The sequence below is a fragment of the Microbacterium sp. NPDC056569 genome (genome assembly GCF_042793475.1).
Taxonomy (GTDB): Bacteria; Actinomycetota; Actinomycetes; order Actinomycetales; family Microbacteriaceae; genus Microbacterium.
This window is the reverse complement of sequence record NZ_JBHTUV010000003.1, coordinates 315,267-327,650: the sequence shown is the minus strand read 5'-3', so window position 1 is coordinate 327,650 and position 12,384 is coordinate 315,267. Positions and strand designations below refer to the sequence as shown.

Below are 12,384 nucleotides of genomic sequence, written 5' to 3'. Positions count from 1 at the left end.
GGTGATCCCCACCCACGGTGAATCAACGAGGAGGAACCTTGACGACCGCGACGGATGCCTCGACCGCGACGTTCGAGGGCGAGCTGGCCGCCGTCTACCACCGGCAGGCCGGCGTCGACGGCGCCGCGTTCGGTGCGGCCCTCGCCTCCCTCCTCGCCGCGCCCGAGAGCGCGCTGCCGGTCGCCGCCGCCGACGACCGCGCAGTCTGGGGTCCGGACGGAAGCGCTGATCCTGTCGCCATCGCGGATCTGCTCGCCCGCGCCCGCGAAGACCTCGGCCGCCCCTGGGGCATGCCGCTCGCCACGGCCGCCGCACGCATCCACGACGACGGCGATCGTGTCGGCTGGGAGACCGTGGTCTTCGAGCGCCAGCGCCGCCTGGCCCGCGCGGCGATCGCCGCCGCCCACTACGCCACCGCCCACGACGGCGCCCCTCCCACCACCGCCCCCGCTTCCGATGTTCGTTCGTCACGAATGCACGCGAAAACCGCCGATCGGCGTACATCTGTGACGAACGAACAAGGCGAGAACGAGCTCGGCGCGCGGTTCCTCGCCGAGGTACTCGACGGGGTCTGGCTCATCTGCGAGCAGAGCTCGTGGTGCTGGCCGGCCCACGACGACGCGCTCCGCGAGCGCGGGTCGGTGCTCCCGACGGTGACCGCGCCGTACCTCGACCTCGGTGCCGGGGAGGCGGTCGCCCTGCTCACCTGGGTCGACCAGCTGCTCGGCGCACGGCTCGAGGCCCGGTACCCCGGCATCCGTTCCCGCATCCGCCACGAGGCGCGCGTGCGCGTGTTCCGGCCGTTCACGGAGCGTCGCGACTGGCACTGGCTCGGGCTCGACGGCGACGTGCACAACTGGAACCCGTGGATCCACGGCAACGTGATCACCGCCGCACTGCGGCTGCTCGACGACCCGTCCGAGGCCTGCGAGCGGGCGCGCATCGTGGCGCTGGCCATCGAGGGGATCGACCGGTACGTGTCGGTCCTCCCCGCCGACGGCGCCATCGACGAGGGCTACGCGTACTGGTGGAACGGCGCGTGCCGCGCGCTCGAAGCCCTCGACGTCGTGCGCCACGCGACCGGGGGAGTGCTCGACGCCTCGGGCATCCCGGCGCTGCGCGAGACCGTCGCGTTCCCGCACCGCTCGCACCTCGGCGGGGACTGGTACCTGAACCTCGCCGACGGTCAGGCCCGCCCGCCGGCGGCGCAGCCGTGGCACGCCCTGCATCGCGCCGCGCGGATGGCGGGAGACACGGATGCTGCCGCCCACGCCGCGGCGCACCGCACGGCCGGAGAGCCCGCTACCACGGAGCACGAGGGCTTCGGCCGTCTGCTGCGCGGCATCACGGACCCTGCCTGGGTCGGCGCGGCACAGGAGACATCGCCCTTCCCGCGCGACGTGTGGCTGCCCTCGACCCAGGTGCTGCTCGCCCGCGAGCAGGGCGGCACGGCGCGCGGTCTCACGGTCGCGGTCAAGGGCGGGCACAACGGCGAGCACCACAACCACAACGACGTCGGCTCGTTCGTGGTCGCGTCGGACGGCGTGCCCGTCATCGTCGACGCCGGCCGGCCGACCTACACGCTGCAGACCTTCGGCCCCGGCCGCTACGACATCTGGACGATGCAGAGCGGCTGGCACAACGTGCCGGTGATCGGCGGCGTCGAGCAGAGCCCGGGCGCCGAGTTCGCCGCCTCCGACGTCGAGGTGGACGGCGCGTCGATCTCGCTCGAGCTCTCGGGTGCCTACGCCGGTGCGGCCCCCTGGCGGCGTACGGTGCGCCTGGAGCGCGAGTCGCGCCGCGTGGTCATCGAGGACTCTTGGACAATCCGTCATGCTCAAGGCGTTTCGTCCTCGGGCGCTGGAGCGCCCTCCGCTCAACGACCGGGAGCCGAGGAACCGGTCGGTGAGCGAGCGAGGAACGAGCGAGTCGAAACGCCCGGCACCGACGAGCCGACACAGGTGCGGATGCTGCTGGCCGGCGAGGTGCGGCGGGACGCAGCATCCATCACCGTCACGCCCCTCGACGGCGCGACGCCTGTGCGGATCTCGTGGCCCGAGGGGGTGGAGGCGTCGCTCGTCGTGCGCGAACTCGACGACCCGATGCTCTCCGACGTGTGGGGGCCACGACTCACCCGGCTCGATCTGGACGTGACGACGCTCGACGCGGTCGCCGTCACGGTAGAACTGGACCTGACGAACGCGGAGGACGCCCGATGACCGACCAGACACCGGCGCTGCTGGCCGCGGAGCGGCGGGCGCACGTGATGGCCACGCTCGAGCGCGAGGGCGCCGTGCGCGTCGCGCAGCTCATGGACGAGCTCGGCGTCGCCCCGGTGACGCTGCGCCGCGACCTCGCGCAGATGGAGCGCGAGGGGCTGCTCGTGCGCGTCCACGGCGGTGCCGTGCCCGCGGCGGGCTCACTCGACGAGCTCGATGCGGGGCATGCGATCTCCGCCACTCGCACCGGATCGATCGCGATGCTCGTGCCGTCGCTGAGCTTCTACTGGCCGAGCGTCGTGCGCGGCGCCGAGACCGAGGCCACCCGCCACGGCCTGCGGGTCGTGCTGCGCGGCGCGTCGTACGAGCTCCAGGACGAGCGGCCCGTGCTCGAGCGGCTCGTGCACACCGAGGGCGTGCGCGGCCTCGTCGTCGCGCCCAACACCGACACCCCGCACGCACAGGACGTCGTGCAGTGGCTCGCGGAGTGCGGCGTTCCCAACGTGCTCGTCGAGCGCGATGCGGTCGTGCTCCCGTCCGGCAGCCCGGTGGAGAACGTCACGACCGACCACGCCCTCGGCGCGGTGCTCGCGGCCCGGCACCTCGCCTCGCTCGGCCATCGCCGCGTCGGGCTCATCATCGCGCGGGACTCGCCGACGTCGCGCAAGATCGCCGCGGGCTGGCAGGCCGCGTGCCTCGAGCTCGGCCTCACCCCGTCGGACCACTTCGAGACGAGCCTGCCGCCGCGCACCAGCCCCGACTTCTCGGCCGTCGTCGACGCCACGCTCGACGCGGCGCTGTCGAACTCGGTCACGGCGATCCTCGTGCACTCCGACCCGGAGGCGATGGCGTTCGTCGACCTCGCCCTGAACCGCGGCATCTCGGTGCCCGGCGACCTCTCGGTCGTCGCTTACGACGACGAGGTCGCCGAGCTGTTCACCCCGGCCCTCACCGCGGTGAGCCCGCCGCGCAGCTCGGTCGGCCGCGCCGCCGTCGATCTGCTGGCACGGCGCATCGAGGACCCGACGCGCCCCGTGCACCGCGTCGTGCTGAACCCCACGCTGAACGTCCGCGGCTCGACCGCCCCGCCGCGGGGCGCGTAGGCGCGGAAACGTCCGCGGCTCGCTAGAGTGCCGCCATGGGGGAGGACGTCCCGGCTCAGGAGTTCACCCGCGCCGATCGGACTCGCCACCGCGAGAAGGTCCGGCGCAACCTCGACGTGTTCGCGCGCATGCTGCGCGAAGCGCATTTCGACACCGACGACCCGCTGACGGGACTCGAGGTCGAGCTGAACCTCGTCGACGACGCGGGAGACCCGGCGCTGCGCAACGCGGAGGCTCTGGAAGCGATCGCGGATGCCGCGTTCCAGACCGAGCTCGGACAGTTCAACATCGAGATCAACGTGCCGCCCGCCCGCCTGCGCGAGGGCGGTCTCACGACCTTCGAAGAAGGCCTGCGCAAGAGCCTCAACCATGCCGAGGCCCGCTCATCCACCGTCGGTGCGCACCTGGTGATGATCGGCATCCTGCCGACCCTCGCCGAAGGGCACCTGCGGCCCGACAGCATCAGCGCGAATCCGCGCTACCGGCTGCTGAGCGAGCAGATCCTCGATGCGCGCGGCGAGGACATCGTGATCAAGATCGACGGACCGGAACGGCTCGTCACGACCGCGGACTCGATCCTTCCCGAGGCGGCGTGCACCAGCACGCAGCTGCACGTCCAGACCTCGCCCGACTCCTTCGCGGGGTACTGGAACGCCTCGCAGGCGATCGCGGGCGTCCAGCTCGCGGTGTCGGCCAACTCGCCGTACCTGCTGGGCAAGGAGCTGTGGCGCGAGACGAGGATCCCGCTGTTCGAACAGGCCACCGACACGCGCAGCGAGGAGCTGAAGGTGCAGGGGGTGCGGCCGCGCGTGTGGTTCGGCGAGCGCTGGATCACCTCGGTGTTCGACCTCTTCGAGGAGAACGTCCGCTACTTCCCGGCGCTCCTGCCGATCGTCCACGACGACGACCCGATGGCCGAGCTCGAGGCCGGCGGCATCCCCGCGCTGGCAGAGCTGCGCCTCCACAACGGCACGATCTACCGATGGAACCGCCCGATCTACGACGTCGCGGGCGGAGTGCCGCACCTGCGCGTCGAGAACCGGCTGCTCGCCGCCGGGCCCACCGTCGTCGACACCGTCGCCAACGCGGCGTTCTATTTCGGGCTCGTCCGGGCGATCGCCGAGAACGACCGGCCGCTGTGGTCGCAGCTCTCCTTCACCGCGGCCGAGGAGAACTTCCACACGGCCGCCCGCGACGGCATCGACGCCCAGCTGTACTGGCCGGGCGTCGGGCAGGTTCCCGCCACCGAGCTGGTGCTGCGGCGCCTGCTGCCCCTGGCACATCAAGGGCTCGAGGCGTGGGGGGTCGAGGCATCCGTCCGCGATCGCCTGCTCGGCATCATCGAGGGCCGCTGCCTCGCCGGGGTGACGGGCGCCGGCTGGTTCGCCGACCGCATACGGCGCCGCACCGGCATGGAGCGCTACGACGCACTTCGCGCCACCCTGCTGGAGTACCGCGAGGCGATGCACACGAACGAGCCCGTGCACACCTGGGCGTGAGTCGCCGGTGCAGCCCGCTCAGCCGGCCAGGGCGGCCGCGCGCCAGTCGGTGAGCACGCGAGCGGCGGCGCGCGTGTGCGACCAGGGCATCTGCGGCACCTCGACGCGCCCCTCGGCGAGCGCGAGCGAGACCGCATCGGCCTCTGCGGCCATCGGCTGCACGACCGGGAGCTCGACGACCCGCTCGTCGGCGCCGCGGCGCACGATCAGCGTCGACGGGCTCTCGGTGCGGCTGCCCCACACGTTGGGCAGGAGCACGTCGGCATCGGCGTCGTCGAACCGCAGCAGGGCCAGGTCGGAGAGGTCCTCGACCACCGCCGTCGCCATCTGCGCCGTCACCGTGCCGAACCCGATCTCGGCGGTCGCCCAGCCGTCGACGCCGTTCACCAGCTCCGCCTGCAAGCTCCGGTACTCCGGCGCGTCGATCGGCTGCCCCGCCGCGGCCGCCAGGTCGAGCGCGAGCGCGAGCGGGTAGCAGCCCACGTCGAGGATCGCCCCGCCACCCACCGCCGGGTCGAACAGGCGCCCCTCGCGCGTACCGGCGTCGAAGCCGAACGCCCCCTCGAACCGATGCAGCGGGCCGAGGTCGCCGCCTGCGGCGAGTTCGCGCAGCGCATCGGCGAACGGGCCGAACCGGGTCTTGAACGCTTCGAGGAACGGCCGCTGCGTCCGCTGGGCGGCCTCGAGGATCCGCTCGACCTCATCCAGGGTCGGGCTCGCCGGCTTCTCGCACAGCACGGCCTTGCCCGCCTCGAGCGCGCGGATCGCAAGCTCGGCGTGGGTGGTGTGAACCGTCCCGACGTACACCGCGTCCACGTCGTCGCGCGCCAGGATCTCGTCGTAGGTTCCGGATGCTGCGGCCCCGTGCTCCGTCGCGAACGCCGACGCGCGCTCGGCCGACGAGCTGCCCACGGCGTGCAGCATCCCGTGTTCCGACGCCCGCAGCCCGACCACGAAGTCCCGGCTGATCTGCCCCGGCCCGAGGACCGCCCATCTCGTCTTCGCCTGAGTCACGCCCCGATGTTATCGAGCCGTCGTGCTCGTCCGCGCCTGCGTCACTCGGCGGGCGGCGGCGTGCACACGGCGAGCGTGTCGATCGCCGTGCGGTACTGCTCGGCGGTCCAGGGGAGCCCCGCCTCCGGCGCGGTCTCGCCCGCCGACGCGGGGGTCTTCGACGCGAGCGCCGCGAGCTCCCACGCCAGGTACTCGCCCACGAGGGCGTCGGCGGCGGAGTTGTTGAGCACGACCGCCACGGTCAGCCCGGTCGTGGGATCGGCGAAAGCCGCGGTGATGTAGCCCGGCACCTTGCCGTACTGGCCGATGAGAGAACCGGCGATGAGAGCCCCGCCGTCCGCGGCGTACCACGAGGGCGCGTCGGCGGCGACCGGGACCGGCGCGTTGAACCGGTCGTCGTCGTCCACCAGTGCGCCCGACGCGAGGGCCTGCACGTACCGGCCGAGGTCGTGGATGTCGGTGACCACACCGGCGTCGGTGAAGCCGCTGCTGGACGAGGCCGCGGTGAGGTCGAGCGGCTGCGCGCAGTCGAGCGCGCCCTCGGCGTTGTTGATCGACTGGCCACCCTGGAGGACGCCCGACTCGGGCAGCTCGCCCAGCGCGGTGGCATCGAGCCCGAGCGGATCCGCCACGTGGGTCTGGATGAGATCGGCGGCCGTCGCGTCGAGGGCACGCTCAAGGGCGAGCCCGAGCAGCACGTACCCGGCATCGGAGTCGCGATAGGCCGCGCCCGGTTCACCCGCACGCGGCTGGCCCAGCCCGAAGCTCGCGAGATAGCGCGGGTCCCACACCCGATCCGGGTTCGTGAGCCACGACGAGGAGAGCTGGGTGGAGTACGAGCCGATGCCCGAGGTGCCGTCGCACAGCTGCTGCAGCGTGACGTCGGCGAGGTCCGGCACGCCCGAGACGTACTCGGTGATGCTGTCGTCGAACTCGACCTTGCCCGCGGCGGCGGCCTCGAAGAGCACATCGCACGTCATCGCGCGCGTGACCTTGCCCGCACGGAACACCAGGTCGGCGTCGACATCGCCGCCGCCGTCCGGGCGCTGCGTGCCGAGCCCGGCGATCCAGCTGCCGCTCCACGGCGCCCACACGCCCACGATCGCCCCCGAAGACCCGGTCACGCCCATCGCGTGGGTCACGGCGTCGGTCAGCTGCTGCACCGTCTCGTCGGCGAAGGCCGCGGTCGACTGCGGGGGCACGTCGGGCTCGATGGCTCCGCCGAACGAGCAGCCGGCCAGCGCGAGAGCGGACACCACGGCGCCGGCGATCACCGCGATGGCGCGGCGTCGTGTGGAGTGGATCCGCATTCTCACCCCCCGATGATCGTGCAATGAATTCAAACACACCAGCGTCGCTTGCGTTGCACGGCGGTCCGTAGGGTGAAGGCATGACCCACCTTTTCGACGACGCCGCCCTGTCGGGCGTGCTCGGCCACATGAACGGCGACCACGGCGACGACAACCTTCTGATCTCGCGGGCTTTCGCCGCAGACGCAGGTGTGGCGGAGGTCGACATCACCGCCGCGACGATGACCGGGTTCGACGGAGACCAGGGGGTGTGGGAGGCGACGCTCGCCGACGATTCCACCGTCGAGATCGCCGTGTCGTGGCCCACCGGTCCGATCACCGAGCGCCGGGAGGTGCGACGCGAGATCGTCGCGCTCTACGACGAGGCGTGCCGTCGCCTCGGAGTCGAGCCCCGACCGCATGCATAGAAATAGTTTGTTAGGTTCGCCTTATCTTCAGTTAGCATGAAGGTATGAGCGACCCGATCCCGTTCTCCACCGCCCTGCGCGAGCGCTCCAGCAGCTCGCACTCGTCGAGCGAGCACTCCGGCTTCATGGCCGACCTCATGAAGGGAGAGGGCACGCGCGAGGACTACATCGCCCTCGTCGTGCAGCACTGGTTCATCTACGAGGCGCTCGAGCGAACGGCCGGCCAGATGCGCAACGATCCCGTGGCGTCGGTGTTCATCTCCGACAAGCTCACGCGTCTTCCCGCGCTCGAGGCCGACCTCGAGTTCCTCGTCGGACCGGATTGGCGCGACCGCATCGAGCCGCTGCCGACCACGCGTCGCTACGTCGACCGCATCAACGAGGTCGGGGCCACCTGGGCGGGCGGCTTCGTCGCCCACCACTACACGCGCTACCTCGGCGACCTCTCCGGCGGCCAGTTCATCGGGCGCCTGATGGCACGCCGCTTCGGGTTCGACACGAACGGCATCGGCTTCTACCTCTTCGACGACATCGCCGACCCGAAGGCCTTCAAGGACGTCTACCGCGAGCAGCTCGACGCGGCGCCGTGGGATGCTGCGGAGCAGGAGCGCGTGATCGAGGAGGTCCTGCTCGCCTACCGCTTCAACACCGAGCTCTTCGAGGACCTGGCGAGCGCGAAGGCCGCCCAGACCGCCCAGGTCGCCTGAATCGGTCGCTGCGCCTGTCGAGCGTCAGGCGACCGGCGTGCCGCGTACCGCCGACGCCATGAACCGCCGCACGTCGGGGTCGACCTGGATGTCCCGCGGACGCAGGGGTCGCGAGAGGTACAGGCCGTCGAGCGAGGTCAGGCGTGACAGCGCGACGTACGTCTGCCCCGGGGCGAACGCCCCCGAGCCGAGGTCGATGATCGCGCGGTCGTAGGTCTTGCCCTGCGACTTGTGGATCGTGACGGCCCACGCCAGCCGCAGCGGGAACTGCGTGAACTCGGCGACGATGTCGCGCGTGAGCTGCTTGGATCCCGGGTCGTACGAGTAGCGGTACTTCTCCCACACCGAGGGCTCGACGTCGAACTCCTCGCCCTCGACGTCGACGCGCACGGTCTCGCCCGCGATGCGGGTGACGGTGCCGATCGTGCCGTTGACCCACCGCGGCGGCTCGCCGAACGCGGCGGTGTCGTTGCGCAGGAACATCACCTGGGCGCCGACCTTCAGCTTGAGCTCGAGATCGGCCGGGTACGCGGCATCCCCCCTTCCGAAGTCGCCGTTGACCTCCGCCATCGCCGTCTGCTCCCGCCCGACGAGTTCGTTCAGGTGGCGCCGGTTGATGTTGTTGACGATGTCGTTGCGGGTCGCGAGCGTGATGATCGGGTGCTCGCCGTCGAGCGGATCCGGGGGAGTGCGGGCGCCGGTCGTGTTGAGCACCTCGGCGATGTCGGCCGTGACCCGGCCGTAGCGCACCGCGTTGAGCATCGCCTTGAACGCGGGGTCGGACTGCCGGTGGATGTCGACCAGCTCGCGGATGTTGAGGTCGGCCCCGTACGACCCGACGTCGAGGATGCCGTCGGTCGCGGCCTCGCCGACCCACACCTTCGCATCGAAGAACCAGAACGACCGGTAGTGGTCGCGCACGTACCGCAGCTCGTCGCCGCGCGGCGGCACGGGGGCGAGCTGGTACGGATCGCCGAACATCACGATCTGCGTGCCCCCGAACGGCTCGCCGCGGCGCCCTCGCGCCTTGCGCAGAGCCCGGTCCATCGCGTCCATGAGGTCGGCGTTGACCATCGAGATCTCGTCGATCACGAGGGTGTCGATGGCGTTCAGCAGCTTGCGCGTCGCGTCGGACTGGTCCTCGTCGTGCGCGCCGATGATGCCGAGCGGCAGCTTGAACAGGGAGTGGATCGTCTGGCCCTCGACGTTGAGCGCGGCGACGCCCGTCGGTGCGCACACCGCGATCTGCTTGTTCGTGTTCCACGCGAGGTGCTGCAGCAGCGTCGACTTGCCGGTGCCCGCGCGCCCGGTCACGAACACGTGCTCGCGCGTGTCTTCGATGAGCCGGAACAGCGCCTCCTGCTCGGGAGACAGAGGCGGAGTGTTCACCGACTCATGTTAACGAGCGGATGCTGCGCCTCGGCCCTGCACACCGCGATCGGTGGACACCCGCGCGCTGTCCACAGGCGGCTCGTCGGCCTCCCGCCACCGCCCGGTGCCCGCCACGACCTCATCCATGATGGCCCGGAACCGCGGGCACGTCGTGATGTCGTGGGAGCGGCAGCGCAGGGCGTGCTCGGTCATCCGACGCGAGCGCTCCATGTCGGCCATGCGGCGCTTGAGGTCGGCGAGGTGCTCCTCGAGCACGCGGTGCCGCTCGGGCGCCTGCTCGTCGAGCAGCACGCCGATCTGCTCGAGGCTCATGCCGGCGTTCTTGCTCCGCACGATCACCCCGATGCGCACGAGGTCGTCGTCGCCGAAGCGGCGGCGCCCGCCGCCGTCGCGCTCGGGGCGCAGGAGCCCCACGTCCTCCCAGTGCCGCAGCACGTGCGTGGGCAGCGAGAACCTGGCGGCGGCGTCGCCGATCGGCAGACTTGACTTCATGTCGACATGAAGTCACAGGATCGAGGCAGACGCAACCCGACGAGAGGATCCCCATGTACGACGTCATCGTGATCGGCGGCGGCCCGGCCGGCCTCCAGGCCGCGCTCACCATCGGCCGCATGCACCGCTCCATGCTCCTGCTCGACTCGGGCGAGTACCGCAACGCCACCGTCGAGCACGCCCACAATCTCCTGACGAACGACGGCCGGAGCCCCGCCGAGCTGCGCCGCATCGCGCGCGAGGAGCTCGCGGCGTACGACACCGTCGAGGTGCGCACAACCGCCGTCGCCTCCGTGTCGGGATCCCTCGGCGCCTTCGAGGTGACCACTGCCGACGGCGTCGAGCGCGCCGCGCGCCTCGTGCTGGCGACCGGCATGCGCGACGAGCTGCCTCCGGTACGCGGTCTCGCCGAGCAGTGGGGCCGCCTCGTCGCCCAGTGCCCGTTCTGCCACGGCCACGAGTTCGCCGGCCGGCGCGTCGGCATCCTCATCGACGGCGAGCACGCCGAGATGATCGAACGGATGCTGCGCCCCGTCGTCGCGTCCGCCTTCATCGCCCGCCCCGCCGACGTCGCGCTGGTGACCGAGGTCGACGACGGGCTCGAGCTGTCGCTCGCCGACGGGTCGGTGGAGCACGTCGCCGGCGTGTTCACCGCCGCCACCGCGACGCAGCGCGCACCGTTCGCCGAGCAGCTCGGCTGCGGCATGCTTCCCGGCGGCGGCGTGGAGATCGACCCGATGGGGCGCACGACCGTGCCCGGCATCTACGCGGGCGGAGACATGGCGCATCTGGCGGCCGTTCCCGGCCCGATGGTGTCGCTGGCCGCCGCGATCGCCTCCGGCCAGCTCGCCGGCGCGAGCGCGGTGCGTGACGCGATCATGCCCTGACGCCCCGTGGGGTGCGGGTGCGGGTTGGGGCGCGAGGGAATGCGAGTCCGAACTTTGCGGTCCACAGGGGCCTCCCGGCCACGCTTTCCTAGACTGGGCGCGTGGACCAGGGGGTGATGGACACGTCGTCCGGTCGCGCGAGTGCGCGCCCGGCCGCTGACGCGACCCCCGGAGTCACCGCTGACGCCGGGCCCGAGGCATCCGCGACTCCCGAGCAGCAGATCATCCAGCCGCCTGTCAAGGGACGCCCGCGCCGCCGTCTCGCCCTCGATCTCACCCTCCTCGGTGTCGTGGGTGTCGTCCTGGCCGGCGCCGTGGTCGCCGCGTGGGGGGTGATCTCGCACGAGTTCTACAGCCCCAAGGCGTTCGTCGAACGATACGTCGGTCTGCTCGCCGAGCGCCGCGCGGCCGATGCCCTCGCGGTGCCCGGCGTCGCGGTGACCTCGGCCGAGCTCGAAGAGGCCGGACTCCCGCCCACGGCGTCGGAGGCGCTGCTGCGCGGCGCGGCCCTGGCCCCCATCCAGGACGCGCACGTCGTGTCGGAAGAGCAGGACGGCGACATCACGCGCGTCACCGTCGAGTACACGGCTCGCGGCCACGACGGCCGCACGACCTTCTCGGTGGAGCGGGACGGCTCCATCGGACTCGCCCCGACGTGGCGCTTCGCGAAGAGCCCGCTCGCGGTGATGAACCTCGGCGTCAGCGGCTCGATGGTCTTCGACGTGAACGGCTTCGAGATCGACAAACGGCAGGTGTCGCCCGACGGAGCGGATGCCGATCCTTCGGCACCGGTGTCGCTGCTGGTCTTCTCGCCCGGCCTGTACTCGGTGTCCGTCGACACGGCGATCTCGAGCACTCCCGGCGTGGCGGTGCTCTCCGACAGCCCCTTCCGCGCGATCCCGGTGAACGTGGTCGCCCAGCCCACCGAGAACTTCCTCAGCGTCGTGCAGGAGAAGGTCGAGGAGTTCCTCACCTCGTGCGCGACGCAGCAGGTGCTGCAGCCGACGGCCTGCCCGTTCGGCTTCTTCGTGGAGGACCGCATCACCTCGGCCCCGGAGTGGTCGATCACGACGCAGCCGACCGTCGCCGTCGAGCCCGACGGCGCGGGCTGGGCGATCCTGGCCGCCGAGGCGGTCGCCCACATCGAGGTCGACATCCGCTCGCTGTTCGACGGCCGCGTGCGCGCCGTCAGCGAGGACGTCCCCTTCATCGTCAAGGGCACGATCTCCGTGCGCCCCGACGGCACCGCGACGATCGTGGTCACCGGCCCCGACACGAGGTAGCGCCGGCGGCGCCCGGGTCGTCGGGGCGTCACGAACACCCGGACATGCGTGACCCCGCGGACCGGCCTTTC

General features: G+C 71.7%; 11 protein-coding genes. 7 read left to right on the top strand and 4 right to left on the bottom strand.

The window, feature by feature from the left end; translation table 11 throughout:
• Positions 1 to 38 precede the first annotated feature (38 nt).
• From ACFQ7C_RS05785 to ACFQ7C_RS05775, 3 genes are read left to right on the top strand one after another with little or no spacing between them, the layout of a single operon-like run.
• Positions 39 to 2,219: a heparinase II/III family protein gene (locus tag ACFQ7C_RS05785; RefSeq protein ID WP_378898559.1), complete on the top strand. Its 2,181-nt coding sequence runs from the start codon at positions 39 to 41 to the stop codon at positions 2,217 to 2,219.
• Positions 2,216 to 3,322: a substrate-binding domain-containing protein gene (locus ACFQ7C_RS05780; protein ID WP_378898558.1), complete on the top strand. Its 1,107-nt coding sequence runs from the start codon at positions 2,216 to 2,218 to the stop codon at positions 3,320 to 3,322. Before ACFQ7C_RS05785 ends, ACFQ7C_RS05780 begins: the two co-directional genes overlap by 4 nt.
• A 35-nt stretch (positions 3,323 to 3,357) precedes the next feature.
• Positions 3,358 to 4,821 carry a glutamate--cysteine ligase gene (locus ACFQ7C_RS05775; protein WP_378898557.1) on the top strand — a complete coding sequence of 488 codons (1,464 nt, stop codon included), beginning with the start codon at positions 3,358 to 3,360 and terminating at the stop codon, positions 4,819 to 4,821.
• 18 nt (positions 4,822 to 4,839) lie between these two features.
• On the opposite strand, the gene ACFQ7C_RS05770 is transcribed toward ACFQ7C_RS05775, so the two are convergent.
• A complete protein-coding gene (locus tag ACFQ7C_RS05770) occupies positions 4,840 to 5,835 on the bottom strand; it encodes a Gfo/Idh/MocA family protein (RefSeq protein ID WP_378898556.1) in 996 nt (331 codons plus the stop codon).
• 41 nt (positions 5,836 to 5,876) lie between these two features.
• Positions 5,877 to 7,145, bottom strand: a complete 1,269-nt coding sequence (locus ACFQ7C_RS05765; RefSeq protein WP_378898599.1) for a serine hydrolase domain-containing protein — start codon at positions 7,143 to 7,145, stop codon at positions 5,877 to 5,879.
• Between the two features lie 80 nt (positions 7,146 to 7,225).
• Here ACFQ7C_RS05765 and ACFQ7C_RS05760 point away from each other — a divergent pair, with 80 nt between their 5' ends.
• Entirely contained in the window at positions 7,226 to 7,552 is a 327-nt protein-coding gene (locus ACFQ7C_RS05760; protein ID WP_378898555.1) for a DUF2470 domain-containing protein, read from the top strand.
• A 44-nt stretch (positions 7,553 to 7,596) separates the two neighbouring features.
• Positions 7,597 to 8,259, top strand: coding sequence for a heme oxygenase (biliverdin-producing) (locus tag ACFQ7C_RS05755; protein ID WP_378898554.1), 663 nt, complete (start codon positions 7,597 to 7,599; stop codon positions 8,257 to 8,259).
• A 24-nt stretch (positions 8,260 to 8,283) separates the two neighbouring features.
• On the opposite strand, the gene ACFQ7C_RS05750 is transcribed toward ACFQ7C_RS05755, so the two are convergent.
• Positions 8,284 to 9,648 carry an ATP-dependent RecD-like DNA helicase gene (locus ACFQ7C_RS05750; RefSeq protein ID WP_378898553.1) on the bottom strand — a complete coding sequence of 455 codons (1,365 nt, stop codon included), beginning with the start codon at positions 9,646 to 9,648 and terminating at the stop codon, positions 8,284 to 8,286.
• 9 nt (positions 9,649 to 9,657) lie between these two features.
• Complete coding sequence (locus ACFQ7C_RS05745) at positions 9,658 to 10,143, bottom strand: MerR family transcriptional regulator (RefSeq protein WP_378898552.1); 486 nt, start codon at positions 10,141 to 10,143, stop codon at positions 9,658 to 9,660.
• A 53-nt stretch (positions 10,144 to 10,196) separates the two neighbouring features.
• On the opposite strand from ACFQ7C_RS05745, the gene ACFQ7C_RS05740 reads away from it, so the two are divergent.
• Together ACFQ7C_RS05740 and ACFQ7C_RS05735 are read left to right on the top strand one after the other, a co-directional pair.
• Positions 10,197 to 11,030, top strand: coding sequence for an NAD(P)/FAD-dependent oxidoreductase (locus ACFQ7C_RS05740; protein WP_378898551.1), 834 nt, complete (start codon positions 10,197 to 10,199; stop codon positions 11,028 to 11,030).
• A 116-nt stretch (positions 11,031 to 11,146) separates the two neighbouring features.
• On the top strand, positions 11,147 to 12,313 hold the full coding sequence (locus tag ACFQ7C_RS05735; protein WP_378898598.1) for a hypothetical protein: 1,167 nt from the start codon (positions 11,147 to 11,149) through the stop codon (positions 12,311 to 12,313).
• The last annotated feature ends 71 nt before the right edge of the window (positions 12,314 to 12,384 follow it).